Annotated in this window: 24 protein-coding genes; 10 read left to right on the forward strand and 14 right to left on the reverse strand. The window is 74.2% G+C overall.

What is annotated here, in order from left to right; genetic code table 11:
- Window positions 1-2 precede the first annotated feature (2 nt).
- The 3 genes from ACWCP2_RS08270 to ACWCP2_RS08280 are packed head-to-tail and all read right to left on the reverse strand — an operon-like array spanning window position 3 to window position 4,607.
- Window positions 3-920 carry a hydroxymethylglutaryl-CoA lyase gene (locus tag ACWCP2_RS08270; protein WP_450907795.1) on the reverse strand — a complete coding sequence of 306 codons (918 nt, stop codon included), beginning with the start codon at window positions 918-920 and terminating at the stop codon, window positions 3-5.
- Between the two features lie 11 nt (window positions 921-931).
- Window positions 932-2,959, reverse strand: a complete 2,028-nt coding sequence (locus ACWCP2_RS08275) for an acetyl/propionyl/methylcrotonyl-CoA carboxylase subunit alpha (RefSeq protein WP_450907766.1) — start codon at window positions 2,957-2,959, stop codon at window positions 932-934.
- Window positions 2,960-2,975: 16 nt separating this feature from the next.
- Window positions 2,976-4,607, reverse strand: coding sequence for a carboxyl transferase domain-containing protein (locus ACWCP2_RS08280; RefSeq protein ID WP_450907767.1), 1,632 nt, complete (start codon window positions 4,605-4,607; stop codon window positions 2,976-2,978).
- Window positions 4,608-4,728: 121 nt separating this feature from the next.
- Here ACWCP2_RS08280 and ACWCP2_RS08285 point away from each other — a divergent pair, with 121 nt between their 5' ends.
- Window positions 4,729-5,319 carry an SACE_7040 family transcriptional regulator gene (locus tag ACWCP2_RS08285; RefSeq protein ID WP_450907768.1) on the forward strand — a complete coding sequence of 197 codons (591 nt, stop codon included), beginning with the start codon at window positions 4,729-4,731 and terminating at the stop codon, window positions 5,317-5,319.
- Window positions 5,320-5,375: 56 nt separating this feature from the next.
- On the forward strand, window positions 5,376-6,182 hold the full coding sequence (locus tag ACWCP2_RS08290) for a phosphatase (RefSeq protein ID WP_450907796.1): 807 nt from the start codon (window positions 5,376-5,378) through the stop codon (window positions 6,180-6,182).
- A gap of 586 nt (window positions 6,183-6,768) precedes the next feature.
- Here ACWCP2_RS08290 and ACWCP2_RS08295 read toward each other — a convergent pair.
- Entirely contained in the window at window positions 6,769-8,901 is a 2,133-nt protein-coding gene (locus ACWCP2_RS08295) for a HelD family protein (protein ID WP_450907769.1), read from the reverse strand.
- Between the two features lie 322 nt (window positions 8,902-9,223).
- Here ACWCP2_RS08295 and ACWCP2_RS08300 point away from each other — a divergent pair, with 322 nt between their 5' ends.
- Together ACWCP2_RS08300 and ACWCP2_RS08305 are read left to right on the forward strand one after the other, a co-directional pair.
- Window positions 9,224-9,409 carry a hypothetical protein gene (locus ACWCP2_RS08300; protein ID WP_450907770.1) on the forward strand — a complete coding sequence of 62 codons (186 nt, stop codon included), beginning with the start codon at window positions 9,224-9,226 and terminating at the stop codon, window positions 9,407-9,409.
- 107 nt (window positions 9,410-9,516) lie between these two features.
- The gene (locus tag ACWCP2_RS08305; RefSeq protein ID WP_450907771.1) at window positions 9,517-10,371 is read left to right on the forward strand and encodes a glycosyltransferase family 87 protein; all 855 of its coding nucleotides are present in this window, start codon (window positions 9,517-9,519) and stop codon (window positions 10,369-10,371) included.
- Here the strand turns inward: ACWCP2_RS08305 and ACWCP2_RS08310 are convergent.
- The 3 genes from ACWCP2_RS08310 to ACWCP2_RS08320 all read right to left on the reverse strand — a co-directional run bounded on the left by ACWCP2_RS08310 (window position 10,329) and on the right by ACWCP2_RS08320 (window position 13,469).
- On the reverse strand, window positions 10,329-11,972 hold the full coding sequence (locus ACWCP2_RS08310) for a DNA repair helicase XPB (RefSeq protein ID WP_450907772.1): 1,644 nt from the start codon (window positions 11,970-11,972) through the stop codon (window positions 10,329-10,331). The genes ACWCP2_RS08305 and ACWCP2_RS08310 overlap by 43 nt on opposite strands.
- 140 nt (window positions 11,973-12,112) lie before the next feature.
- Window positions 12,113-12,772, reverse strand: a complete 660-nt coding sequence (locus ACWCP2_RS08315; protein ID WP_450907797.1) for an HAD family hydrolase — start codon at window positions 12,770-12,772, stop codon at window positions 12,113-12,115.
- Between the two features lie 88 nt (window positions 12,773-12,860).
- Complete coding sequence (locus ACWCP2_RS08320) at window positions 12,861-13,469, reverse strand: TetR/AcrR family transcriptional regulator (RefSeq protein WP_450907773.1); 609 nt, start codon at window positions 13,467-13,469, stop codon at window positions 12,861-12,863.
- Window positions 13,470-13,553: 84 nt separating this feature from the next.
- Here ACWCP2_RS08320 and ACWCP2_RS08325 point away from each other — a divergent pair, with 84 nt between their 5' ends.
- Together ACWCP2_RS08325 and ACWCP2_RS08330 are read left to right on the forward strand one after the other, a co-directional pair.
- Window positions 13,554-14,270, forward strand: coding sequence for an AhpC/TSA family protein (locus tag ACWCP2_RS08325; RefSeq protein WP_450907774.1), 717 nt, complete (start codon window positions 13,554-13,556; stop codon window positions 14,268-14,270).
- 9 nt (window positions 14,271-14,279) lie between these two features.
- Window positions 14,280-14,762 (forward strand): N-acetyltransferase, encoded by a 483-nt coding sequence (locus ACWCP2_RS08330; protein ID WP_450907775.1) that lies wholly within the window; start codon window positions 14,280-14,282, stop codon window positions 14,760-14,762.
- Window positions 14,763-14,801: 39 nt separating this feature from the next.
- Here ACWCP2_RS08330 and ACWCP2_RS08335 read toward each other — a convergent pair whose 3' ends face one another.
- Window positions 14,802-15,452 carry a DUF4291 domain-containing protein gene (locus ACWCP2_RS08335; protein WP_450907776.1) on the reverse strand — a complete coding sequence of 217 codons (651 nt, stop codon included), beginning with the start codon at window positions 15,450-15,452 and terminating at the stop codon, window positions 14,802-14,804.
- A gap of 68 nt (window positions 15,453-15,520) precedes the next feature.
- The gene (locus tag ACWCP2_RS08340) at window positions 15,521-18,016 is read right to left on the reverse strand and encodes a helicase C-terminal domain-containing protein (protein WP_450907777.1); all 2,496 of its coding nucleotides are present in this window, start codon (window positions 18,014-18,016) and stop codon (window positions 15,521-15,523) included.
- Window positions 18,017-18,102: 86 nt separating this feature from the next.
- On the opposite strand from ACWCP2_RS08340, the gene ACWCP2_RS08345 reads away from it, so the two are divergent.
- Window positions 18,103-19,080 carry a hypothetical protein gene (locus ACWCP2_RS08345; protein WP_450907778.1) on the forward strand — a complete coding sequence of 326 codons (978 nt, stop codon included), beginning with the start codon at window positions 18,103-18,105 and terminating at the stop codon, window positions 19,078-19,080.
- A gap of 653 nt (window positions 19,081-19,733) precedes the next feature.
- Window positions 19,734-20,363, forward strand: a complete 630-nt coding sequence (locus tag ACWCP2_RS08350; protein ID WP_450907779.1) for an HAD family hydrolase — start codon at window positions 19,734-19,736, stop codon at window positions 20,361-20,363.
- A 22-nt stretch (window positions 20,364-20,385) separates the two neighbouring features.
- Here the strand turns inward: ACWCP2_RS08350 and ACWCP2_RS08355 are convergent, their stop codons facing one another.
- Window positions 20,386-20,655, reverse strand: coding sequence for a hypothetical protein (locus tag ACWCP2_RS08355; protein ID WP_450907780.1), 270 nt, complete (start codon window positions 20,653-20,655; stop codon window positions 20,386-20,388).
- Between the two features lie 144 nt (window positions 20,656-20,799).
- Here ACWCP2_RS08355 and ACWCP2_RS08360 point away from each other — a divergent pair, with 144 nt between their 5' ends.
- Window positions 20,800-21,183 carry a cold-shock protein gene (locus ACWCP2_RS08360; RefSeq protein WP_308402644.1) on the forward strand — a complete coding sequence of 128 codons (384 nt, stop codon included), beginning with the start codon at window positions 20,800-20,802 and terminating at the stop codon, window positions 21,181-21,183.
- A 56-nt stretch (window positions 21,184-21,239) separates the two neighbouring features.
- Here the strand turns inward: ACWCP2_RS08360 and ACWCP2_RS08365 are convergent, their stop codons facing one another.
- The 4 genes from ACWCP2_RS08365 to ACWCP2_RS08380 all read right to left on the reverse strand — a co-directional run bounded on the left by ACWCP2_RS08365 (window position 21,240) and on the right by ACWCP2_RS08380 (window position 24,714).
- A complete protein-coding gene (locus tag ACWCP2_RS08365) occupies window positions 21,240-22,109 on the reverse strand; it encodes a 1,4-dihydroxy-6-naphthoate synthase (RefSeq protein WP_450907781.1) in 870 nt (289 codons plus the stop codon).
- The gene (locus ACWCP2_RS08370; protein WP_450907782.1) at window positions 22,106-22,837 is read right to left on the reverse strand and encodes a futalosine hydrolase; all 732 of its coding nucleotides are present in this window, start codon (window positions 22,835-22,837) and stop codon (window positions 22,106-22,108) included. Before ACWCP2_RS08370 ends, ACWCP2_RS08365 begins: the two co-directional genes overlap by 4 nt.
- A 13-nt stretch (window positions 22,838-22,850) precedes the next feature.
- The gene (locus tag ACWCP2_RS08375) at window positions 22,851-23,336 is read right to left on the reverse strand and encodes a DUF2771 domain-containing protein (protein ID WP_450907783.1); all 486 of its coding nucleotides are present in this window, start codon (window positions 23,334-23,336) and stop codon (window positions 22,851-22,853) included.
- A gap of 73 nt (window positions 23,337-23,409) precedes the next feature.
- A complete protein-coding gene (locus ACWCP2_RS08380) occupies window positions 23,410-24,714 on the reverse strand; it encodes an MFS transporter (RefSeq protein ID WP_450907798.1) in 1,305 nt (434 codons plus the stop codon).
- Between the two features lie 416 nt (window positions 24,715-25,130).
- Between ACWCP2_RS08380 and ACWCP2_RS08385 the strand changes: the two genes are divergently transcribed.
- Entirely contained in the window at window positions 25,131-26,039 is a 909-nt protein-coding gene (locus ACWCP2_RS08385) for a DUF3027 domain-containing protein (protein ID WP_450907784.1), read from the forward strand.
- Window positions 26,040-26,206 lie beyond the last annotated feature (167 nt).

Here is a 26,206-nt window from a genome sequence, read left to right on the forward strand (position 1 = left end):
CGTTACTCCTTGTGGGAGAGGGCGCGGACGGTACGGGAGGGGCTGGGTCGCCCCAGCTGCTCGGCCATCCACACGCTCGTGGCGGTGAGGGCGGCCAGATCGACCCCGGTCTCGATGCCGAGGCCGTCGAGCATCCAGACGAGGTCCTCGGTCGCGAGATTGCCGGTGGCGCTCTTGGCGTACGGGCATCCGCCGAGGCCGCCCGCGGACGCGTCGACGGTGGTCACGCCGTGCTGGAGCGCGGCGAGGGTGTTGGACAGGGCCTGGCCGTAGGTGTCGTGGAAGTGGACGCCGATCCGGTCGGTGCCCACGCCCTCCTCGTTGAGCGCGGAGAGGAGGGTCTGCACGTGACCCGGGGTGGCGACGCCGATGGTGTCGCCGAGGCTCAGCTCGTCGCAGCCGAGGTCCAGGAGGGCCTTGGCGACGCCCACCACCTGGTGGACGGGGACCGGGCCCTCCCAGGGGTCGCCGAAGCACATCGAGAGGTAGCCGCGGACGTGCGCCTTGTGCTCCTTGGCGCGGGCCACGACCGGCTCGAACATCGCGAGGGACCCGGCGACGGTGCGGTTGAGGTTGCGGGACGCGAAGGTCTCGGTGGCCGAGCCGATCACGGCGATCCGGGTGGCCCCGAGCGCGAGCGCGCGGTCGAGGCCGCGCTCGTTGGGCACGAGGACCGGCAGCGCGGCTCGCACGTCGGCGAGCAGGGGGAACAGCTCGTCGGCGTCGGCCAGCTGGGGGATCCACCGGGGGTGCACGAAGCTGGTGGCCTCGATGGTGGTGAGCCCCGCGGCGGCCAGCCGGTGCACGAACTCGGCCTTCACATGGGTCGGGACGGAGGTCTGCTCGTTCTGCAGCCCGTCGCGCGCGCCGACCTCGTGGATCCGGACCCGGGCCGGGAGGCCCTCGTCCGCGAAGCTCATCGGAAGCCCGTTCACGCGCCCTCCTCCTCGTCGGCGGTGACCACGGCCAGGACCTGGTCCATGGCGACCGTGGTGCCGGGGGTGACGTCGAGTTCGGTGACGGTGCCGGCGTGCGGGGCGGAGATGACGTGCTCCATCTTCATGGCCTCGACGACGAGCAGGCTCTGGCCGGCGGCCACCTTGTCGCCGACGGAGACCTTGACGACGGTGACGGTGCCGGGCATCGGGGCCGCGAGGGTGTCGGCCCCCGCACTGGCCGCGCCCCGGGCTGCGACGGGGTCGTGGTCCTGGACGTGCCAGCTGTCCGCGTCGCGGCCGAGCCAGGTCCCCTCCGGGGAGGTGGCGTGGCTGAACCGGTGGGTGACGCCGTCCAGTTCGACCGTCAGGTGGCCGGGGGTGAGCTGCACGATCCGGCCCCGCTGACTCACGGCGTCGTCCCCGGCCGGCAGCAGCTCCGTGTCCGGGCCCGTTCCGGCGGGCCGGGTGCGGACCGTCACCGGGTCCTGGCCCGGGAGGCGGAAGTGGTGGACCGTCCAGGCGGGGGTGCCGCCGAGGCGCCAGCCGCTGGCGGCGTCGAAGGGGTCGATCCAGCCCCCGGCGGTGTTTCGGGAAGGGGTGGGGCGGGGGGAAGATCCCCCGGCCAGCAGCGCCGCCGCCGCGTACACCTCGTCCGGGACCCCGTCCGGGAGGAGCTGGTCCAGGTCCCGCTCCACCAGGCCGGTGTCCAGGTCGCCCGACACCACGTCCGGGTGTGCGAGCAGGCGGCGCAGGAAGCCCGCGTTGGTCTGCACCCCCAGGATCACCGTGTCGGCCAGCGCACCCCGCAGCACCCGCAGCGCCGCCGCCCGGTCGGGACCGTAGGCGATGACCTTCGACAGCATCGGGTCGTAGGTCGACCCGGTGTCGACCCCCGCGGCGAGGCCGGAGTCCGTACGGACGGAGCCGCCGGACGGCTCCGACAGCGCCAGCACCGTGCCGCCGGAGGGCAGGAAGCCCCGCGCCGGGTCCTCCGCGCAGACGCGGGCCTCGATGGCGTGGCCGGTGAGGGTGACGTCCGACTGGCCGAAGCCCAGCTCGGCGCCCGCCGCGACCCGGAGCTGCTGCTCCACCAGGTCCAGGCCGGTGACGAGCTCGGTGACCGGGTGCTCGACCTGGAGCCGGGTGTTCATCTCCATGAAGAAGTACGAGGAGGGGTCCCCGCCGGGGACGATGAACTCCACCGTGCCCGCGCCGACGTACCCGCAGGAGCGCGCCGCCTCCACCGCCGCCGCGCCCATCGAGGCCCGCAGCTCCGGTGTCAGCAGGACCGACGGGGCCTCCTCGATCACCTTCTGGTGGCGCCGCTGGAGCGAGCACTCGCGTTCCCCGAGGTGCACCACGTTGCCGTGCGCGTCCGCCAGTACCTGGATCTCGATGTGCCGGGGCCGGTCCACCCAGCGCTCCACGAGCAGGGTGTCGTCGCCGAAGGAGGACTTCGCCTCGCGCCGGGCCGCCGCGATCTCCTCGCCGAGCAGGGCGGAGTCCCGTACCAGCCGCATGCCCTTGCCGCCGCCGCCCGCCGAGGGCTTCAGCAGGACCGGCATGCCGATCTGCTCCGCGGCCGCGACCAGGTCGGCGTCGGACAGCCCGCTGCCCGAGGAGCCGGGCACCACGGGCACGCCCGCGGCCTTGACGGTCTCCTTGGCGCGGATCTTGTCGCCCATCAGGGAGATCGCCGAGGCCGGCGGCCCGATGAAGGCCAGGCCCGCGTCCGCGCACGCGGCCGCGAAGGCCGCGTTCTCCGCGAGGAAGCCGTACCCGGGGTGGACGGCCTCGGCGCCCGTGCGGCGGGCGGCGTCGAGCAGCCGCTCCACCGACAGGTAGCTCATCGAGGCCGCCGCCGGGCCGATACGGACGGCCGTGTCGGCCTCCCGTACGTGCCGGGCGTCCGCGTCGGCGTCGCTGAAGACGGCCACGGACCGGATGCCGAGCTCCCGCAGCGTGCGGATGACGCGGACCGCGATCTCGCCCCGGTTGGCGACCAGAACAGTGCTGAACATCAGTGAGGTCCTCACGTCACATACGGAAGATGCCGAAGCCGCGCTGTGCTTCATCGGTTTGCCCCAGCGGGGCGTTCGCGCACGCGGTCAGTGCCAGCCCCAGCACCTGCCGGGTCTCCATCGGGTCGATGACCCCGTCGTCCCACAGCCGCGCCGTGGCGTAGTAGGCATTGCCCTGCTCCTCGTACTGCGCCCGGACCGGGGCCTTGAAGGCCTCCTCGTCCTCGGCGGGCCACTCCTGGCCCGCGCCCTCGATCTGGTCGCGCTTGACCGTCGCCAGGACCGAGGCCGCCTGCTCGCCGCCCATCACGGAGATCTTGGCGTTGGGCCACATCCACAGGAAGCGGGGGCTGTAGGCCCGCCCGCACATCGAGTAGTTGCCCGCGCCGTACGAGCCGCCGACCACCACGGTGAGCTTGGGGACCCGGGTGCAGGCCACGGCCATGACCATCTTGGCGCCGTGCTTGGCGATGCCGCCGGCTTCGTAGTCCCGGCCGACCATGAAGCCGGAGATGTTCTGGAGGAAGAGCAGCGGGATGCCGCGCTGGTCGCACAGCTCGATGAAGTGCGCGCCCTTCTGGGCCGACTCGGAGAACAGGATGCCGTTGTTGGCGACGATCCCGACCGGGTGCCCGTGGATCCGGGCGAAGCCGGTGACCAGGGTCTGGCCGAACTCCGCCTTGAACTCCTGGAAGCGGGAGCCGTCCACGATGCGGGCGATGATCTCGCGGGCGTCGTAGGGGGTGCGGGAGTCGACGGGCACCGCGCCGTACAGCCCGTACGGGTCCACCTTGGGCTCCTCGGGAGCCTCGACCGACCAGGGCAGGGCCTGGCGCTCGGGCAGGGTCGCCACGATGTTCCGTACGATCCGCAGCGCGTGGGCGTCGTCCTCCGCGAGGTGGTCGGTGACCCCGGAGACCCGGGAGTGGACCTCGCCGCCGCCCAGCTCCTCGGCCGTGACCACCTCGCCGGTGGCGGCCTTCACCAGCGGCGGGCCGCCGAGGAAGATCGTGCCCTGGCCGCGGACGATGACGGCCTCGTCGCTCATGGCCGGGACGTACGCGCCGCCCGCCGTGCAGGAGCCGAGGACGGCGGCGATCTGCGGGATGCCGGCCCCCGACATGCGGGCCTGGTTGTAGAAGATGCGGCCGAAGTGGTCCCGGTCGGGGAAGACCTCGTCCTGCATGGGGAGGAAGGCGCCGCCCGAGTCGACCAGGTAGAGGCAGGGGAGACGGTTCTCCAGGGCCACCTCCTGGGCGCGCAGGTGCTTCTTGACGGTCATCGGGTAGTACGTGCCGCCCTTGACGGTGGCGTCGTTCGCGACGATCACGCACTCGCGGCCGCTGACCCGGCCGATGCCGGCGATGACCCCGGCGGCTGGGGCCGCGCCCCCGTACATCCCCTCGGCGGCCAGCGGGGCCAGCTCGAGGAAGGGGGACCCGGGGTCCAGGAGGGCGTCCACGCGATCGCGCGGCAGCAGCTTCCCGCGGGCCGTGTGGCGGGCGCGGGCCTTCTCGCCGCCGCCGAGCCGGGCCGCCTCCAGGCGGGCCCGCAGGCCCTCGGAGAGCTCGCGGTGGGCGGCCTCGTTGGCCCGCCAGGCGTCGGACGCCGGATCGGCGGCGCTCGTCAGCACTGGTGCCTGCTGCATCGGTCGAGCTCCCTTGCTCGGTGGCTTGCTCGGTGCGCTCCGGTTCATTCGGTTAATGAGCGTTAACGCATGTGGGACTTAGGTTAACGACCGCTAACGGCCCTGTCTAGAATGGATTCCCATGAGCACCAGAGCGGCCGCCCCGACCCGGCGCGAGCAGATCCTCGGCGAGGCTGCGCGCCTCTTCGCCGAGCGAGGTTTCCACGGCGTGGGCGTGGACGAGATAGGGGCCGCGGTGGGTATCAGCGGCCCCGGCCTGTACCGGCATTTCGCGGGCAAGGACGCGATGCTCGCCGAGCTGCTCGTCGGCATCAGCGAACGGCTGCTCACGGGCGGCCGGCGCCGGGTGGAGGAGGCGGCCGGTGACCCGTCCGGTGACCCGTCCGGAGTACTGGCCTCCCTCATCGACGGCCACATCGACTTCGCGCTCGACGACCGGGCGCTGATCACCCTCCACGACCGGGAGCTGGACCGGCTGCGGGAGGCCGACCGCAAGCTCGTGCGGCAGCTCCAGCGCAAGTACGTCGAGCTGTGGGTCGACGTCGTGCGCGAGCTGCACCCGGAGGTGGGGGAGGCGCAGGTGCGCGTCTCCGTGCACGCGGTCTTCGGCCTGCTGAACTCCACCCCGCACCTCGCGGCGCTCGGCCGGGACGCGACGGAGTCGCTGCTGCGCCGGCTCGCGAACGGCGCCTTCGGGGCGCTGTCGGGATGAGCGGCCGCGTCCGCAGGTCGGGATGGACGGGACGGCTCCGGGTGCTCGGCGGCAGAATGGGCCGCATGCCGAAGCCGATAGAGACGCCTGTGCCCAGCCGAGCCGAACTCATCGACCACCTGGTCCGGACGCGGATCGCGGGGGACGTCGCCACTCCGCGCGACAACAACCTCTCCCACTACCGCAAGCTCGCCAACGGCGACCGGCACTACTGGCTGGGCCTGGAGCTGGGCGACCGCTGGACCGACGAGCAGGACGTCCTCGCGGTGATGGCCGAACGCTGCGGCGTCGTGGACGACCCCGGGCACCGCGTCGGCCAGGACACCATCGACCCCGAACTCACCGTGGCCGCGCTGGACCGGATGGCGGCGCGGTTGCGCAAGGCCGCGCTGGACCGGCAGAGCGTGCTGCTGGCGACGGGGCACCCGGGCGGGCTGCTGGACGTGCACCGGGCCACGGCCGACGCGTTGCGCTCCGCGGGGTGCGAGATCGTGGTGATCCCGGCGGGGCTGGTCGCCGACGAGGGGTCGGTGTGGCAGTTCGCGGACGTCGCGGTGCTGGAGCGGGGGGCGACGCTGTGGCACACCCACTCGCCGGAGCCGATGGCGGCCATCCTGGACGCGCTGGCGGCTCACGGCCGCCCTCAGCCCGACCTGGTCGTCGCCGACCACGGCTGGGCGGGGTGCGCGGCGCAGCGCGGGCTGGACGCGGTGGGGTACGCCGACTGCAACGACCCGGCGCTGTTCCTGGCCGAGGCGGAGGGGACACTCCAGGTGGCGGTGCCCCTGGACGACCACGTCCGTGACCCGCGGTTCTACGACCCGATGGTCGCTTATCTGCTGGGGGCGGCGGGCCTGCTCTAGCCCTGGCCGGGCGGTGCGGGCTCCTGGGTGCGTCGCCTCAAGCGCCGGCGGGGCTGGGGGTGGCCTGGGTGCTGGGCTGGGCTGGCTGCGGGTGGGGGCCGGTGCCGGGGGCGGGGTGGGGTGTCGGCCTGGACTGCATGATTTAGGCGCCCTGACGGGAACTTTCGACAGTTGTGGCTTCTTTGCGCGCCACAAATCACGCTTTACGTCCCGGCCAACACCCCACCCCGCCCCCGTCCCCGGCCCGGCACTCCGCAGCCTCCGGCCCTGGGGGTCTTTGAGTACCGGCCGGGCGGGCCATTGACCTCGGCCGGGCGGGTTCCGACCTCGCCCGGGCGGTGCGCGTTCCGGGCTGGGTGTCCCTGTCCCCGGCCGGGGTGTGTCCTTTCAGCCGTCCGGCGTTTGAGGACCGGGGTCTGGGGCGGAGCCCCGGGTCTTTGGGGTCCGGGCGCAGCCCGGGACCCCCCTCTTCAGCCTCGCCGGCGTTTGAGGCGCGGGTCCGGGCTGGCCCGGGGAAGGGTGGAAGGGCGGGTAGGGGAGCTCCGGCCCGCAGGGCAGCCCGGTGCGGCCCGGCCCGGCGGGGGTGTCAGGGGGTGGTCAGGGCCGCTGGGAGGGGGGTGGTGTGGAGGACCGTGAGGCCTGAGACGGCTCGGGTGAGGCAGACGTACAGGCGGCGCAGGCCGGTGCGTTCGTCGGGTTCGCCGGAGACGACCTCCGACGGTTCGTGGAGGACGACGTAGTCGTACTCCAGGCCCTTCGCGAGGGATGCCGGGACCAGTGTCAGGCGGGACTCCGCCGTGGTTTCCTCGCCGGGCGAGAGGTAGGGCAGGCCCGCCTCCAGCAGTGCCTCCCCGAGCTCCGCGATCCGCGCGTCCGCCGCGATCAGCCCGATCGACCCCTCGTGCACGAGGGAGGCCCGGCACGCCGCGACGACCGCCGCCGGGAGGTCGGCGGGGGAGGCGGTCTCCGAGACGATCAGGGAGCCCGGGGTCTCACGGACCGAGGAGACCGGTGACAGGCCCGGGGAGATCGCCGGCAGCAGGCGTGAGGCGTAGGCGATCACCTCGCGCGGTACGCGGAAGCCCGCCGTGAGTTCCTCCAGCACCGCGCCCGGCTTGCCCAGGTGCCCCAGCGCCTCGTCCCAGCTGCGCGTCGCCCACGGCGTCGTGCCCTGCGCGAGGTCGCCGAGGACCGTCGCGGAGCCCGTCGTGCAGCGCCGGCCGACCGCCCGGTACTGCATCGGGGACAGGTCCTGGGCCTCGTCGATGACGACATGGCCGAGCGAGTGCGTGCGCTCCACCAGGTCCGCCGTCTCGTCGATGAGGACCAGGTCCGCCGCCGACCACTTCACCGACTTCACGCTGCGCGCCGGCTTGGACCACAGGAGCAGCGACTGCTCGTGCGCGGACAGGATCCCGTCCGCGTGCGCGGCCAGGAACTCCGGGTCGGAGAGGAGGCGCAGCACCAGCTTGGCCGGTTCCACCAGCGGCCAGACCGCCTTGACCACGGCCTTCACGGCGGGATTGCGCGCCACCGCGTCCTGGACCCGGTCGTCCGGGGCCTCGCCCGCCTGCTCCATCCGTACGAGGACCGCGTGCGCGATCCGCTGCGGGAGGGCGTCGCGGGCGGCTCCGTAGCGGATGTCGCGGTTCTGGAGCTCGGCGACGATCTCGGCGATCTCGTAGGCGGGCACCCGCCAGCGGCGCGAGCCGCGGACCACCATCAGCGGTTCGGCCGGCTCCGACACGTGCGAGTGGACCGCGCGGCGCAGTACCTCCGCCATCCGGGCGTCGCCCTTGATCACGGCGGTTTCGGCGGCGTCCGCGCCGCGCACCTCCAGGTCCGCGCGGGAGACCAGGTCGTCGACCGTGGCCTGCTTGACCTCCAGCTCGCCCAGGGCGGGCAGGACCTGCTCGATGTAGTGCAGGAAGGAACGGTTCGGCCCGATGACCAGGGTGCCGGTACGGGCGAGGCGGTCGCGGTGCGCGTACAGGAGGTACGCGACACGGTGCAGGCCGACGGCCGTCTTGCCCGTGCCGGGGCCGCCCTGCACGCAGACGGAGCCCGACAGGCCGGAGCGGACGATCTCGTCCTGCTCGGGCTGGATCGTGGCCACGATGTCGCGCATGGGGCCGACGCGCGGGCGCTCGATCTCCTGCTGGAGCAGCTTGCTGACGGCCGCGGCCTCGGCGGGGTCGGAGAGGTGCTCGTCCTCGTACGCGGTCAGCTCGCCGCCGGTGTAGCCGAAGCGGCGGCGCAGCCCGATGTCCTGGGGGTCGTTCTTGGAGGCCCGGTAGAAGGGCTGGGAGACCGGCGCGCGCCAGTCGATCACCATCGGATCGCCGCCGGCGTCGTGGACGTGGCGGCGGCCGATGTAGAACTGCTCGCCCTCCGCGCCCTCGGCGAGCTCCGCGCCGGGCGCGTGCAGGTAGTTGAGGCGGCCGAAGAAGAGCGGGGTGTGGGCGAGGTCGGCGAGGGCCTTGATCCGGTCGTCGATCTGGGCCTGGAGGACGATCGCGTTGACCCAGTTCGCGGTGACGTCGCGGATGTCGAGGTTCTCGACGTCCTCGCGCATCGCGCGGAGCGCGGACCGGGAGGCGGCGAGGTGGGCGCGCTCGCGGCCCAGGGGATCGGTGACGGCCCGGCCGGATGCCGGTGCGGTGTCGGGGCCGGTGTCGGGGTCTGCGTCGGGGTCGGTGACGTGGGCGTGCGCGGGCACGGAACTGCCTCCATCTGCTGAGGACCTGCGTGATGCGGCCGGACGGGCCCGCCGGTTTCCGAGCGGCGGGCGGCGCTCCCGGTGGCGCGGCGGGAGGCGGCAAGAGCGGAGATTCTAGTCCTCGCGCAGGCGCTGCGCGAATGGATATCGCGGGGGATGAAGCGGGTTGTGGTGGTGACCCCGTACGGGGGGTGTTCGGGGCGTGTCCTCCTTCGGACAGAGCCCGTAGGGGGCGGCATGGGCCGGGAGGAGGATGCCGGAGACCTGCAGGTTCAGCCCTCAGGGCGATGTGACGAGCCGGTCGAAAACCGACCATGGATACATGAGCACCGCAACCTGCACCCCGGTCCAGGGTCGCCGCCCCCGCGGCGCCACCGCCACTTCCCTCATCCGCCCCCGCCACAGCGCCGGCAGCGTCCTGCGCGCGGCCAAGGTCTTCGCGGCGACCGCCGTGAGCGTCGTCGTCCTCGGTGAATACGCCGAGGACGCGGGCGTCATACGCCGCTAGTGCCGTGCCGGGCGGCGTGACCCGGTGAACCTTTCCGGTCACAGCACTAGGGACCGTGCCGGGCGGCTCCGCGCGGATGCCGGTTGGTGATCCACTAGGGTCGCGCCGTGACCCGGAGTCCCGAGCCCAGCCGCTCTCCGTCGCCCCGCGCGGGTGTGCTGCTCGCGGGCCTCGTGCTCGTGCTCGGCGTGCTCTGCGTCGCCCTGCGCATTCCCGTGGCCGAGGCCCTCGCCCCGGGGCTCTCCGCCGCCGAGTGGAGTCCGCCCGCCGCGTATCCGCCCTTCGCGGCCATCCTCTTCGCCCCGGCCGCCTGGCTGCCGACCGGCGTACTGAAGGCCGTCCTGGTGGGGGGCAGCGCCGGGCTGTTCGCCCTGCTGATCCTGCTGTCGTGCCGCCTGGCGGGGCTGCGGGCCCGGCCGGGGGCCTTGCTCGCCGCCACCGTCGCCGGGCTGTGGTTGGAGCCGCTGCTGCAGAGACCGCTGTCCGGCCAGATCGCCCTGGCCCTGGCCTGCCTCGTCCTGTGGGACCTGCACCGGCCGCGCGGCGCCCTCGGGAGGGGCTTCGCGCTGGGCGCGGCCGCCGGGATCACCCTGACCCCGGCGCTGCTGATCCCGTACCTCCTGCTGACCGGCCAGGTCAGGGCCGGGCTGACCGCGCTGGGCGCCTTCGCGGGCACCGGGCTGCTCGGACTGCTGGTCCTCCCGGGTGCCTCCGCCGAGTTCTGGTCCCGGCACCTGCCCGCGGGCGGCCGCCCGCTCCTGCTGGACCGGCCCCAGCTGTGGGTCTGGAGCGTGCCCCTGCTCACGGCCCTGCTCGCGGCCGCCCTGCGCAGGCGGCCGCGCCGGCCGGCCGCGGGGGAGGCCGCGGGTGAGGCCGCCGGTGAGGCCGGCGGTGAGGCCGCCCGGGAGGCCGGCCGGGATCAGCCGTCGGCCAGCAGCTCGTCGGCGTCCATGATCCGGTAGGCGTAGCCCTGTTCGGCCAGGAAGCGCTGACGGTGCGCGGCGAAGTCCTGGTCGATGGTGTCGCGCGCGACGACCGAGTAGAAGCGCGCCTCGTGGCCGTCCGCCTTCGGCCGCAGGACGCGGCCGAGGCGCTGGGCCTCCTCCTGGCGGGAGCCGAAGGTGCCGGACACCTGGATGGCGACCGTGGCCTCGGGCAGGTCGATGGAGAAGTTCGCGACCTTCGAGACGACCAGCACGCTGATCTCCCCCTCGCGGAAGGCGTTGAAGAGCTTCTCGCGCTGCGCGTTGGAGGTCTCGCCCTTGATGACGGGCGCGTCGAGGTGCTCACCGAGCTCGTCGAGCTGGTCGATGTACTGCCCGATGACCAGGGTCTGCTCGCCCGCGTGCTTGCGCACCAGCGCCTCGGTGACCTTCCGCTTCGTGGCGGTGGTCGCGCAGAAGCGGTACTTCTCCTCCGTCTCGGCGGTCGCGTAGGCGAGGCGCTCCGAGTCGGTGAGGTTCACGCGGACCTCGACGCAGTCGGCCGGCGCGATGTAGCCCTGCGCCTCGATCTCCTTCCACGGGGCGTCGAACCGCTTGGGCCCGATGAGGGAGAAGACGTCGGACTCGCGGCCGTCCTCGCGCACCAGCGTCGCCGTCAGGCCGAGGCGCCGGCGGGCCTGGAGGTCGGCGGTGAACTTGAACACCGGGGCCGGCAGCAGGTGGACCTCGTCGTAGAGGATCAGGCCCCAGTCCCGGGAGTCGAAGAGCTCCAGGTGCGGGTAGATGCCCTTCCGCTTCGTCGTCAGCACCTGGTACGTGGCGATCGTGACGGGCCGGATCTCCTTGCGCGTACCGGAGTACTCGCCGATCTCCTCCTCCGTCAGCGAGGTCCGCTTGATCAGCTCGTGCTTCCACTGGCGGGCGGAGACGGTGTTCGTGACCAGGATCAGCGTGGTCGCCTTCGCCTTCGCCATCGCGCCCGCGCCGACCAGCGTCTTTCCGGCGCCGCAGGGCAGCACGACCACGCCGGAGCCGCCGTGCCAGAAGCCCTCGACGGCCTGCTGCTGGTAGGGACGCAGCGCCCAGCCGGTCTCGTCGAGCTCGATCGGGTGCGCTTCGCCGTCCACGTACCCGGCGAGGTCCTCGGCGGGCCAGCCCAGCTTGAGCAGGGTCTGCTTGATCTGCCCGCGCTCGGAGGGGTGCACGGCGACGGTGTCGGCGTCGAGGCGCGCGCCGACGAGCGGGGCGATCCGCTTCGACCGCAGGATCTCCTCCAGCACCGGCCGGTCGGTGCTGGTCAGGACCAGTCCGTGGACGGGGTGCTTGGAGAGGGTGAGGCGGCCGTAGCGGGCCATGGTCTCGGCGACGTCGACGAGCAGGGCGTGCGGGACGGGGTAGCGGGAGAACTCCACGAGCGCGTCCACGACCTGCTCGGCGTCGTGCCCGGCGGCCCGCGCGTTCCACAGCCCGAGCGGGGTGATCCGGTACGTGTGGATGTGCTCGGGAGCGCGCTCCAGCTCCGCGAAGGGCGCGATGGCGCGCCGCGCGGCCGCGGAGAGCTCGTGGTCGATCTCCAGGAGGAGGGTCTTGTCGCTCTGGACGATGAGGGGCCCGTTCACGCACGTCCCTTTCGGCGCGGGAGGACCGCCCGGACGCGGGCGGCCAAACCTCCAGTCTGCCGCATCGCCGCGCGGGCCGAGCGGTTCTGGGCGCTACGGGTCCCGGGGCGGGACCAGCGGCGCGGTCGGGACGGGCGCGGTCAGGCCGTCGGCGCGGAGGCGGTGGACGCGGTGGCGGCGCCGGCGGTGGCGGGCGTGGAGGCGGCGAAGGCGAGGATCTCGGGGACGGCTGCGCGCAGGGTGGGGAAGTGGCGGTGGGCCTCCGGGTGGGCCTCGGGGGTGTTGACCGTCCAGACCGTCATGCCGGCCGCGAGGCCCGACCGGACGCCCGAGGGGGCGTCCTCGACGACCAGGCAGTGGGCCGGGTCGGCGCCCAGGAGGGCCGCGCCCCGCAGGTACGGGACCGGTGAGGGCTTGCCCTCCGCGACGGCGGCGGCGTCCACGAGCACCGGCGGCACGGGCAGCCCGGTGCGGTCGAAGCGGCCGCGCACCCGGTGTGCGTAGTTCGAGGTGACCAGGCCCCAGCTCCCCGGGGGCAGGGCGGTCAGCAGCTCGGCCGCGCCGTCGAAGGCGGCGTAGCTGCCGGAGCGGACGTCCTCGTCCTCCAGCTCGTGCAGCGCGGCCAGGCACGCGTGCGGGTCCAGGTCCGGGGCGACGGCGGCGAAGGTCTCCATCGGGCGGGTCCGCAGGGCCACGGCGTACACCGTGTCCGGGTCCAGTCCGTGGCGGCCGGCCCAGGTCGCCCAGACCCGGCGCTGGTTGGCGACGGCGTCGACGAGGGTGCCGTCCACGTCGAACAGGACGTGGCGGGCGTACGGGGCGGGAGAGGTGTGCGGGACGGGAGAGGCGTGCGGGGCGGGTGAGGTGGTTTCGCTGGTCACCGGCGGATCATGCCAGGCCGCGCAGGAGCAGCTCCAGGCCGCCCTCGAACTCCCGGTCCGGGGTGACCGTACGGGCGTCGCGGGCGGTGGCCGTCATGTACGGGAACTCGTCCGCGGGCAGACCGGCGATGGCGGTGGTGCCGGGTCCGGCCAGCGGCCCGAGGTGTTCCAGCTGCGTGGCGCCGATCACGTAGGAGATGAGCGCGCGCAGTGCGATGACCCGCTGCTCGGCTTCGACGCCGGCCTCGGTGAGGACGCCGAGGACGGTCTCCGACCAGCGCAGCCCGCTCGGCGAACGGTGCCGGTGCGTCAGGGAGAGCGGCAGGGCCGCCGGGTGGGAGCCCATGGTGTCGCGCAGGCGGCGGGCCAGGACCGTGATCCGGCCGGGCCAGGGACCCGGGGGCGGCGGGGTGGTGTCGACGCCGCTGAGGACGAGTTCCACGACGAGGGCCTCGAGTTCCTCGCGGCCCGGGACGTAGCGGTACAGGGCCATGGGGCTGATGCCGAGCTCGGTGGCGACGGCGCGCATGGACAGGCCGTCGAGCCCGTCGCGGTCCATGACGGCGAGGGCGGCGGCGGCCAGTTGGCCGGGGGTGTGTGAGCGGGGGCGCGGCATGACGGTTGACAGCGTACGGCATACGCCTACGCTGGAGAGGTAGGCGTACGGCATACGCTAACGCCCGTCGAGAGAGGCCTTCCCATGCTCGAACCCGGATCCGTGGTGCCCGCACGCCTGCTCACGCCGGTCACCCCCGTGGAGTCCCTGACTCCCACGGCGCCCGTCACTCCCATGGCGCCCGTCACTCCCATGGCGCCCGTCACTCCCATGGCGCCCGTCGCCCCCGTGGCGTCCGTCGCCCCGGTCACCTCCGACGCGGGAGGGGCCGTCCCCGTCCCCGACCCGGAACGGCTCGTCCATCTGCAGTTCCGGCGCTTCGCCGGCTGCCCCGTCTGCCACCTCCACCTGCGGTCCGTCGTCCGCCGGCACGCGGAGATCGAGGCCGCCGGGATCCGCGAGATCGTGCTCTTCCACTCCTCCGCGGAGCAGCTGCGCCCGCACACCGCCGACTTCCCCTTCGCCGTGATCGCCGATCCGCGGCAGCGGCTGTACCGGGAGTTCGGCGTGGAGTCCTCACCGCGCTCCCTGCTGGACCCGCGCGCCTGGGGCCCGGTGCTGCGGGCGATCGCCCGGTCGGCCGTCGAGGTGGCGCGCGGCCGGGAGCGGCTCCCCGCGCGGCGGCAGCCGGGAGGGCGGTTCGGGCTGCCCGCCGACCTGCTGATCGGGCCGGACGGGAGGGTGCTGGCGGCCAAGTACGGGGAGCACGTCTACGACCAGTGGTCCGTCGACGAACTGCTCGGGCTGGCGGCGGCGGCCCGATACCGATACCCGGTGGGGAACGGGGGAGCGCCTGCGTAGGGTCGGCGCATGAGCAGAGATCAGCAGGGATTCGTTCCGCCGGCCGAGCAGTTCGAGGTGCCCGTCCGGCTCGTCGGGGAGGGCTTCCGGCTGGAGCCGCTCGGGCCCGAGCACAACGAGGGCGACCTCGCCGCCTGGAGCGGGAGCATCGCGCACGTGCGCGCGACGCCCACCTTCCTGGGTGACTGGCCCCCGTACGAGGCCATGAGTCCCGAGGAGAACCTCGCCGACCTGGTGCGCCACGCACGCGACTTCGCCGAGCGGCGCGGGTTCACGTACAGCGTCCTGGAGGGGGAGCGGGACGGCGAGGGCGAGGTCATCGGCTGCCTCTACATCTACCCCGCGCGCGCGGAACCGGGTCGCGTACGGGTCAGTTCCTGGGTGCGCGGCGACCGGGCCGCGCTCGACAGGACGGTGTACGAGACCGTCACGCGCTGGCTCGCCCAGCACTGGCCCTTCGCGGCGGAGCGCATCGACTACGCGGCGAGGTGAGCCGGTACGGGCCCGGTACGAGCCCGGTACGAGACCTCCCTACGCGCCCAAGTGCTCCAGCGGCCCCGCCGGGTAGGGGGACTCCGGCGGGAGCAGGGCCCGCGCCGCCTCCGGCGCGCCGGAGCGGAGCAGGCCGTGGATCTCCCGGGCCAGCGGGGTGACATCGCGGATCGAGACCGTCCACGCGTCGGCGTAGGCGCGCGACATCGGTCCGGACAGGCCCAGTTGGAGCGAGCGGTACGGCAGCGGGTTCAGGTGCAGATCGCGCTCCGGGTCCCACTGCACCCGGGCGGGAGCGGTGCGCAGCGTGCTCGCCCAGGCCTCCCGGTCGGTGTGCACGCCGGGTACGTAGTGCGACAGGCAGGCGCCGGCCAGGGCCCGGTCGAAGCCGGCCCGGGTGATCTCCACGGCCAGGACCGTCTCCTGATCGGCCTTGGTGGCCCACCCGCAGCGGTACATCATCCACAGGAACGACGGCTTGACCCAGGTCATCCGCTCCCGCTTCCAGGCGGCCGGGAAGCGGCCCTCACGGGCGGCGGGCACCCCGATGCGGGGGCGGTAGGCCTGGTACACGGTGACGGTGCCGGCGGTGTGCGCGGCGCGGATCTGGTGGCGCGGGACGGCGCCGGCGGGGACGTCGGGGACGGCGTCGCCGCCGGGGTCGGCGCAGGGGATGGTCGCTTCGGGCATGGGCCCAGGGTGCGGGCCCGTGCACCGTCCGGGCCAGGGGATTTCTCCCCGCGGCGCGCGGCGACGGCCTAGATCTGGTCCTCCTCCAGTTCCGCGACCCCGGTGATCCGGTGCAGCGCGAAGGTCCGTACCTCGTCCGCCGTGTGGTCGTAGCCCGTGACGAAGCCGCCCTCCACGCGCACCGGGGCGATGACCCGCTGGCTCGCCGCGCCGTCGGCGTTGACGTAGCCGATCCACACCGCCGAGCCGGTGAGCGCGGCCGCCTGCACGGTCGCCAGCGTCTCCGCCGCGCTCGTGCGCGGGAGTTCGCCCGGGGCGCCGGAGCCGGCCGCCGTGGAGGCGGCACCGCCCGCCGGTTCCTTGCGGACCGCCGTCGCCGCCAGGTCGCCCGCGCGGATCGCCCGTACGGCCGCCCCCAGCAGTGTCGAGTCCGGCACCGGCGGCCCGTCCGGGACCGGTACGGGCAGGGCGCGCGCCGGGGTGCGGTGGGCGTCGGCGCGGGAGACCAGCACGTCACCCGTACGGGATTCCGCGGCCGGGGCGTACCCCATGGCCCGCAACCCGTCGAGCAGCGCCGTCGGTTCGGCCTGCGCCGCCAGGACGGTCGGCGCGAGGCGGCGCAGCCCGAGGCCCGCGGACCGCTTGTCGGCGAGGATCTCGTTCAGCATGCCGTCGTCGTCGCAGCGCACGTACGAGGAGGCCGCGCCGACCCGGAGGTGCCCGTGCCGCCGGGCCACGTCGTCGATGAGGTACGACAGCGGCTGCGGCACCGGCGTGCGGCTGTGCTCGGTGAGGAAGGACTGCAGGTCGACGGCGGTGTGCCCGGCGTCCAGGGCGCGGCGCACCGACCCGGGCGTGAAGCGGTACACGGTGGCACCGCCCTTGGACTCCACCTCCGCCAGCACGGCCAGCACCTCCGCGAGCGCCCGCCGCAGCGGCCCCGGGGCCACCGCCGTCAGGTCGGCCTGGAGCAGTACGTGGTCCACGGGCTCGGGCAGCAGCGGCGCGAGCAGCGGCGCCGGGTCGCGCCCCTCCAGCAGCGCCCGGCCGGGCGCGGCGAGCGCGCCCCGGCCGGTGACGCCGAGGACCTCCGCCTCGGTCAGCGTCCAGCGCGCCAGACGGGCGCGCAGTTCGCTCGTGCCGCGCACCGGCCGCTCCCACTCCAGGCGGGCGAGGAGCGTGGCCGGGTCGGCGGAGCCGCCCTCGGGGAGGGCCGCGAGCAGGCCGAGGACGCGCCGGCGCACCTCGGCGGCGGCGGAGCGGTCCAGATCGGCGCCGAGCGCCGACAGGGTACGGCCCTTCGCGTCCTGTTCGCCGACCAGGCCCGGGGTCCGGGTGGCGGTCAGCCAGGCCGCCGCCAGCGCCGACCAGCGCTCGGCGGGCGGGAGTTCGAGCCAGTCGTCGAAGGCGGGGGTCGGGGCGTACCGCTCGTCGGCCTCGCCGTCGCTGGCCAGCAGACCGGCCGCGTAGGACAGTTCGATCCAGAACGCCGCCGACGGCTCGTCGGTGTCGAGCGTCGCCGCCGTCCGCTTCAGGTCGCGTACGGAGAGCCCGCCCGCCCGGAGCACCGCCGGACCGGTGTGCTCCCAGGACTTCACCAGCTCCTCGACCGTCGACAGCGCCGCCAGTGCCTGGCCGGCGGCGTTCGCGTCCACAAGCTGTGGACGGTGCTCGCGGTGCGCGGGAACCGCCGGGGCCAGCGGCTCCGTCACCCGGTGCGCGAGCCCGCCGCGCAGGTGCAGGGCCACCTCGCGCGGCAGCAGCACCGTGCGCGCGGAGGCGGGCAGCAGCAGGCCGCGGTCGCGCAGCCAGCGCACCGGAGGCGTCGGATGGGGCGTCACCTCCCCGTACGGAGGCCCCCAGACGAGCCGGCCCAGCACCTGGTGGGCCTCCGCCGGAGCCTCGTCGAGCAGCGCCGACATCCGTACCGGGTCGGTGAACAGGCCCGTCAGCGCGGTCACCGCCGACACCGGGTCGTGCGTGGCGGGCAGCCCGACGGCCGCCACGATCTCCTGGATCCGGGTCGGCGACATGCCGGCCGTGGCCTCGGCGACGGTGGGGCCGAGCCCGGTCGGGGAGGGCCGGGTGGCGGAGGGGGCGAGCAGTTCGCGGGCGGTGCGGACCAGGCGCAGCCGTTCGTCGTCGCCCCAGACCAGGGCCTGCTCGCGCAGGGTGGCCAGGGCCCGGGGGAGTTCGGCGCGGGCCCCGTTGTCGGCGCCGGAGGTGGTGCCGGTGTCCCCGCTGAGCAGGGACTCCAGCACCGCGTACGGGCAGGGCTCGGGGCCCACCGCGAGCGCCTCGGCGGCCTGCAGCGCGAACCGGTCCAGGCGGTCCAGGGCGCGCACCACCGAAGCCCGCGTCCCGGCCCGGGTGGCCAGCTGCGTCACGTCCCCGGGGACGGGGCTCAGCAGGTCCGGCCGGGCGCGCAGCAGGGCGCCGAGCCCGTCGTCGTCACGGGCGCGCAGCGCTTCGGCGAGGGAGCGCGGAGCGCTTCCCGCGGTGCTCGGGTCAGGCACGGTCGTCGCCTCCTGGTCGCGTCGGCCGGTCAGTCGGCCGGTCCCCATCCGGTCAACGGTATCCGCTGCGCCCCCGGCCGCTCCACGGGCGCACGCGCTACCTTCGCTGGAGGTGGCACGGGAGGAGCCGGGGCGTGGGGATCGAGAGCGACCATCTGGTCTACGAATATCTGAGCCGGGTCGGGGACTTGGCGCAGCGCAGGCAGTTGTCGTCCGGGGACCGGATGCGGCTGGTGGCGGGGCTGCGGGACGAGATCGACCGGCGCCGGGCGAAGTACGAACCGGAGACGGCGGCGGCGGTGCGGCGGATCCTCGAGCGGATCGGCACGCCGGAGGAGGTCCTGGACACGCGGTCGGCGCGGGGCGGTGCCGATGCGGCGGCTGCGGCTGCGGCTCCCTCCGCGTCTTCCGCTGCCGCGGTGCCGGTTCAGCGGGGGGCCGCGCCTCCGCATCTCGCGGGGCTCGACGAACTGGGCGGCGGCGGTGTCGGCGGCGGTGTCGGCGACGGCGAGCGGATCGAGCCCGACTGGTGGACGGTCGGGCCGGGCTCGGCGGTGGAGGGCTTCGTCGGCGGGATCGAGATCCCGGAGCTCCTGAAGCGACCGGGCGCGCAGAAGGAGCCGGAGTCGGGGCCCGGTCCCGGGCCGGGTCCGGGGCCGGGGCCTGGGGACGCCGCTGCTCCCGAGGGCCGGCGCACCCTCATGGGCCACCTGCGCGAGCGGCGGCGCCGGGCCAAGGCGGAGGCGGCGGCGGCCCCCGCCGCGGCCGCCGCGCCGCGGCCGAAGCCGTACGCCTTTCTGCTGCTCGCGGCGGTGGCCCTGATCGCGGGGGCCGTCTCCGGGTACTGGCTGCTGCTCGCCGCGGGCTGGCTGCTCGCGTACGCCTCGCGCGTGCTCGGTCCCGCGGAGCGGAAGTGGGTGGTCTTCGGGCTGCCCGGGGTGGTCTTCGCGGGGGCGGTGGTGTGGCTGTGGGGCCGCCTGAACGGCCGGTGGGGCGCGCCTTTGGCGGACGAGGCCCTGAGTGGCACCTTCCAGGACCTCCTGCCCTGGCTGGCGCGAGCCGCGGCGCTGTCCTCGGCGCTGTACCTCGCCTGGCGCTCCCGCCGCCGCTGACCCGGCGGCCGCCCGCCGTTGCCGGGGACCAGTCCCCGGGCCCCTGCGCCTCAAACGCCGGCGGGGCTGGGGGTGGCCTGGGTTCTGGCTGGCTGCGGGTGGGGCCGGTGCCGGGGGCGGGGTGGGGTGTCGGCCTGGACTGCATGATTTAGGCGCCCTGGCCCCTACTTTCGACAGTTGTGGCTTTCCTTAGCGCCACAAATCACGCTCTACGTCCCGGCCAACACCCCACCCCGCCCCCGTCCCCGGCCCGCACGTCGCAGCCTCCGACCCCGGGGTCTTTGAGTACCGGCCGGGCGGGCCATTGACACCGGCCGGGGTGTGGTTTTTCAGCCGTCCGGCGTTTGAGGACCGGGGTCTGGGGCGGAGCCCCGGGTCTTTGGGGTCCGGGCGCAGCCCGGTGCCCCCCCATTTAGCCCCGCCGGCGTTTGAGGCGCGGGTCCGGGCTGGCCCGGGGAACGGTGGAAGGGCGGGTAGGGGACTTCGCCCCGCAGGGCCCACCCAGCCGCACACGGCATGCGGGCCCCGCGCCGTGCGGGCTCCGCGTCAGGAAGGTGTGCGCGGGGGCTGACATGTCGGCACATTTCACCGTCCGGTAAGGCGGGGCTAGGCTGCGTTCCCGGGCGCGGTGCCCGGCTCGGCACAATGGAGCCATGACTCCCGAGACGCAGCTGACCGTCGGGTTCGACCTCGACATGACCCTCATCGACTCCCGGCCGGGCATCAAGGCGGCCTTCGAGGCGCTCTCGGCCGAGACCGGCACGTACATCGACACCGCGCAGACCGTCACCCGCCTCGGGCCGCCGCTGGACCAGGAGCTCGCGTACTGGTTCCCGGAGGCGGACATCCCCGCCATGGCCGACCGCTACCGGGAGATCTATCCCACGCACGCCATCGAGCCGACCCCGGCGATGCCCGGCGCCCGCGAGGCGGTGGAGGCGGTCCGCGCGCTGGGCGGCCGCGCGATCGTCGTCACCGCCAAGCACGAGCCCAATGCCCGCCTGCACCTGGACCACCTGGGCATCAAGCCTGACGCGGTCATCGGCTCGCTGTGGGCGGAGGCCAAGGCGATCGCCCTGCGCGAGTACGCCGCCCAGGTCTACGTCGGCGACCACGTCGGCGACGTCCGCGGCGCCCGTACGGCCGGAGCGGTGTCGGTGACGGTCCCGACGGGTCCGTGCCCCGAGCCGGAACTGCGGGAGGCGGGCGCGGACGTGGTCCTGGCGGACCTCACGGAGCTGCCGGCCTGGCTCGCGGCGTACGAGCGCACCCGGACCGCCTGACCGGGAGGGCCCGGCCCCCCTGCTACGTCTGCGAGGCGCGGGCCGCCGTGCGCTGCGCGGCGGCCGAGCGCAGCACGCCCGCCGCCGAGATCAGGAAGCCGACGCCCATGAGCATGCACACGGCCCACGCGTACGAGGGGAACGGGTCCACGTCGAGGAAGAGCGGGGCCATCGTGGCGAGCGTGGCGACGGCGCCGGCGATGAAGACGATGCCGCCGGCCTTGACGAGCGCGTCGCCGGGCCGGGCCGCGTCGGGGTCCGCGCCGGGACCGGGCTGAGGAGTAACAGTCACCCGACCAGGGTAGTTCCCTGGCCGGAGCGGTCACCCGCGAAGGACCGGGGAACGTCTTGTCACCCGGAGAGGGCCAACTAGCCTGAGAGGTGCGGGCCGGCGGCCCGCTTCCCACCCCGACGAACGCAAGGACAGAGGACGGACGTGCCTACCGGCAAGGTCAAATGGTTCAACAGTGAGAAGGGCTTCGGCTTTCTCTCCCGCGACGACGGCGGCGACGTCTTCGTCCACTCGTCGGTGCTCCCCGACGGGTTGGACGCGCTCAAGCCCGGCCAGCGCGTCGAGTTCGGTGTGGTCGCGGGGCAGCGCGGTGACCAGGCACTTTCGGTGATCGTCCTGGAACCGGCACCCTCCGTCGCGGCCGCGCAGCGGCGCAAGCCCGATGAGCTCGCGTCCATCGTGCAGGACCTCACGACCCTGCTGGAGAACGTCACGCAGCAACTGGAGCGGGGCCGATACCCCGACAAGGCGCAGGGCGGGAAGATCGCCGGCATGCTGCGCGCGGTGGCCGACCAGCTCGACGTCTGAGCCCCGCGCAGGGCCGTGCCCCGTCGCCCGTGAGGGTGGCGGGGCACGGTCGTGTCCTACGGGAAGGCCAGCGCGTCGGGTGCGATGGCCGGAACAAGACCCTCTGCGGCCGCCCTGGTCAGCAGGCCGCGGACCGCCGCGTAGCCGGCTTCGCCGAGGTCGGCGGTGAACTCGTTGACGTACAGCCCGATGTGCTGGTCGGCGACGGCAGGGTCCAGCTCCTGCGCGTGTTGCCGTACGTAGGGCCGGGACGCCTCCGGGTCCTCCCAGGCCATCCGGACCGACGTACGGGCCGCCTCGGCCAGCGCGCGCAGCGCGTCCGCGCCCAGGGAGCGCTTGGCGATGATGGCGCCGAGCGGGATCGGCAGGCCGGTCGTGGACTCCCAGTGCTCGCCCATGTCGGCGAGGCAGTGCAGTCCGTAGTCCCGGTAGGTGAAGCGGGCCTCGTGGATGACGAGTCCGGCGTCGACCCGGCCGTCGCGCACGGCGGGCATGATCTCGTGGAAGGGGAGCACGACGACCTTGCCGACCCCTTCGGGCAGCACGTTGGCGGCCCACAGCCGGAACAGCAGGTAGGCGGTGGAGCGTTCGCTGGGGACCGCGACCGTCCTGCCGGTCAGGTCCACGCCCGGCTCCCGGGTCAGGACCAGGGGTCCGCAGCCGCGGCCCAGCGCGCCGCCGCAGGGGAGCAGCGCGTACTGCTCCAGGACCCAGGGCAGGACGGCGTAGGACACCTTCAGCACGTCGAAATCGCCGTCCTCACCCCGCTCGGCCAGGCCGTTGGTGATGTCGATGTCGGCGAAGGTGACGTCGAGGGCGGGCGCGCCGGGGATCCGGCCGTGGGCCCAGGCGTCGAAGACGAAGGTGTCGTTCGGGCAGGGCGAGTACGCGATCCGTACGGGTGCTGCGGCGTCGGCTGCGGTCATGAAGGTCCTCCCCAGGAAGCGAGTACGGGGCCCAGGGCCCGGAAGCCGTCGGCCAGCGCCGTCAGCGCCTCGCCGATCCGCCAGGCGTCGCGGTCCCGCGGGCCCACGGTGTTGGAGACGGCACGGACCTCCAGGACGGGCAGCCCGTGGGCGGCGGCGGCCTCGGCGACCCCGAAGCCCTCCATGGCCTCGGCCCCGGCGAGCGGGTGGCGGGCGGCGAGGGCGGTCGTACGGGCGGCGGTGCCGGTGACGGTGGAGACGGTCAGGACGGGCGCGAGCAGCGCCCCGGTGACCTCGGCGGCGCGCGCGGCGAGCTCTGCGGGAGGCAGGTGCACGCTGCGGCCGAAGCCGAGTTCCGAGACGGTCAGGAACCCCTGCGGGGTCTCGGCGCCCAGATCGGCGGCGACGATCGCGTCGGCGACCACGAGGGAGCCGATCGGGGCGGCGGGGGCGAACCCGCCGCCGATGCCGGCGGAGACGACGAGCCCGTAGCCGCCGGCGGTCGCCGCGAGCGCCAGGGCGGTCGCGGTACCGGCGGCCGCGGCGGCCGGGCCGACTCCGGCGGCCAGGACGTCGAAGGCTCCCCGGCGGTGGATGAGGTAACCGCCGGGGAGGGTGCGCGGCGGTTCGCCACCGGGGGAGTGGTCCGGATGAGGGACCGGTCCGGACAGGCCTCGGACGACGGAGTCGGCCTCCGCCGTCACCGCGGTCACGATGAGCGCGCGCATGGTGGGCGTGTGACTACTTGAGCTTGACGTTGAAGGCCCAGACGGCGAGGGGCTTGCCGTCCTCGGAGACCTGGACGATGTTCAGCTTCTTGGAGGCCGGGGCCTCGCCCTGGCCGCCGGTGGCGAACAGGTCGGCGCCGGGGAAGCTGCGGTAGGTGTTGGAGGAGGGCTCGGTGATCGGCTGCCCGTCGAGGACCGCCTGCCACTTCTTGCCGTCCTCGACGACGTCCGGCTCGACACCGAGGCGCAGCGTGTCGCCGCGGCCGTAGCTGATGTTCTTGGAGTGCTTCAGGTCGTTGAAGCACTCCTGGACCTTCTCGCCCGTGAGCTCCTTGCTGTCGCTGCAGGCGGCTTCGGCGGACACCGACGAGGTGCCGACCGTCACGGTCGCCAGCGGCGTCGGCTTGTCACAGGCGGAGAGGAGGAGGAGGCCGGCGGAAACGGCTCCGAGGGCCGCGACGCTGCGGCGGGCCCTACCCGAGAAAAGCGGTGCGGTCATGAGCCGAAGGCTATCGGGCGGGTGGGCCGCGCCGCTGCACGGGGTCCCACGGTGTGGCTTGCGCCGGGCACGGCTACGCCACGCGCGGCCGGGAGGACGTCGGCTGCTGGTGCCGCGGGGACGTGAGGAAGCCGCGCAGGGCCATCGCCGTGCCCAGGGCGACCACCACCGCGGCGACGGACATGCCCAGGACGCCGTTCAGCGGGAGGGCGATGCCGATCGAGCCGCCCAGCACCCAGGCCACCTGGAGCAGGGTCTCCGAGCGGGCGAAGGCGGACGTGCGGACGGCCTCGGGCACGTCGCGCTGGATCATCGCGTCCAGGGAGAGCTTCGCGAGGGCCTGGCAGAAGCCGGCCGTCGCGCCCAGGACGGCCATGAACACCCCGCTGAAGAAGACCGCCGCGAGGACGGCCACCGCGAGGGTCAGGGACAGGACCGCGGCGATGATCGCCTCGGGCGCGCGGGCCCGGAGCCAGGCCCCGACGGCGGTCCCGCAGGCGTTGCCGACGCCCGCCGAGACGCCGACGATGCCCAGCGACACCGCCGCGCTCTGCCCGGCGAGCGGGTGCTCGCGCAGCAGGAACGCCAGGAAGAAGATGAGGAACCCGGACAGCCCGCGCATCGACGCGTTCGCCAGCAGCCCGCACAGCACCGGCCGGCTGACCGTGCGCAGCCCGGGGCGCTTGGAGTGGGCCTCGTGGGTGGAGAGCCGGGCCCGGCGTTCGCCCTTGGCCTCGTCCACCTTGTGGGGCAGCGTGAACGCGGCGAAGGTCCCCCAGATGAAGATCGCGCACGCCCCGTAGAGCGGCCACGGGGGGCCGATCGTGTGCAGGGCGGCGCCGACGGGCGCGGCGGCGCCGGTGGCGAGCAGGCCGGCCAGGGTGACCCGGGAGTTCGCCTTGACCAGGGAGAAGCCGGGTGGGAGGAGCCGGGGGACGACCGCGCTGCGGACCACCCCGTAGGCCTTGGACGCGACGAGGACCCCCAGGGCGGCCGGGTACAGCTCCAGGCCGCCGGTGGCGACCGCGCCCGACATCATCACGGCCAGCAGGGCCCGGGTGAGCATGGCGCCGGCCATCGCGGCCCGCCGTCCGTGCGGCAGCCGGTCCAGCAGGGGGCCGATCACCGGGGCCAGCAGGGTGAAGGGGGCCATCGTGATGGCGAGGTACAGGGCCACTCGGCCGCGTGCCTCGTCCGTGGGGACGGAGAAGAAGACGGTGGAGGCGAGGGCGACTGTGATCATCACGTCACCGGCGCCGTTGATCGCGTGCAGCTCGATCAGTTTGCCGAGGCCCGATTCGCCCGCCCCGTGGGCGTGCGTGGCGCGCCGGATGCCGCGGGCCGTTCCGGTGAACGGCAGGTGGAGGGCACGCCCCATGGCCCGGCCGGCCCGCCTGGCCGGTCCCGAGCCGTCATCGGACGACCGTACGGGTGCCACGTGGCCATACTGCCCCACTTGGTCCTCCGGAACCTGCTTCCGGCGCGTCGCGGGGACCCGGCGGGCCCCCGGGACGGCCGCGCGTGTCCGCGAATCGGACCTTGCATGTGGGCCGAAGGCGCCGGAGGAGGTAGCGTGCGTAGCGCGCCACCGGCGGTTGCTCCTGGCCGCGCGCCTCTTCGCGATCCCGCAGAATGGATCGCAGGTAGGTGCGCCCTGGAACCCGATCGGGCGCGGACGTCGACGCGGCCCCCTGGTCCGCTCCGCCCGCGCTACGTAGGGACAGCCGACGGGTCGTTGTGGACGACAAGTACGGACGGCGCACTCGTGAGACGGCGTAGGAGAGAACGAGACCTGTGAGTGCTGCGACGACGCGAAGCCGTACCCCCGACCGCCTGTGCGTCGAGGCGGTGGACCTCGCCCGAGCGGCGGCCGAAGAGGCCGCCTACCCCGGAGTGGTGGGCGAGCACACTGCCGCGGTAGCGGAAGGTGACCGGGTCGTCACGCATTTCTTCGAGTGCAAGGACCCGGGCTACCGGGGCTGGCGCTGGGCCGTGACCGTCACGCGTGCGTCCCGGGCGAAGAACGTCACCCTCGACGAAACGGTGCTGCTTCCGGGCGACGACGCCCTGCTCGCGCCCGAATGGGTGCCGTGGAGCGAGCGGCTGCGTCCGGGCGACATGGGTCCCGGGGACCTGCTCCCCACGGACGCCGAGGACCTGCGGCTGGAGGCCGGCTGGTCGGGTGAGGACGCCCCGCCGCCGAACTCGGTGGTGTCCGCCGAGATGGCCGAACTGGTCGAGGCGGAGGACGCCGACGTCACCGACCGCGCGGTGGTGCCCGTACGCGGCTCCATCACCTCCGTCGCGGAGGAACTGGGCATGCGCAGGGCGCGCGTCCTCTCCCGCTACGGGCTGCACAGCGCGGCGGACCGCTGGGACGAGTCCTTCGGCGCGAAGACCCCGATGGCGCAGGCGGCCCCGGCCTCGTGCGTGTCCTGTGGCTTCCTCGTGGCGATCGGCGGCTCGCTGGGCCAGGCGTTCGGCATCTGCGCGAACGAGTTCGGACCGGCCGACGGCCGGCTGGTCTCCCTGTCCTACGGCTGCGGCGGCCACTCGGAGGCCGCGGTCATGCCGAAGCCGCCGCGGCCGGCGCCGCCCGTCCTGGACTCGATGGCCTCGGACGAGTTCCCCCTCCGGCCGTCCCTCGATTCCGGGTCGGTCCCGACCACGGACCCCCTGGCCCCGGATCTGGGCCACTCCTGATCATCGGCTGCTGATCGGCCGCTGACCGGTCACTGGTCGGCTCCTGAACAGCAGGAACGGCGGCGGCCGGGCCCTTTCGACCCGTCGCATCGTCCTCGCTTCCGCTTCCGTCGCCCTGCTGGGCGGTGGCATCGCTCTCCCCGCCACGGCGATGGCCGCTCCCGTTC

The organism is Streptomyces sp. NPDC002104 (assembly GCF_053593795.1).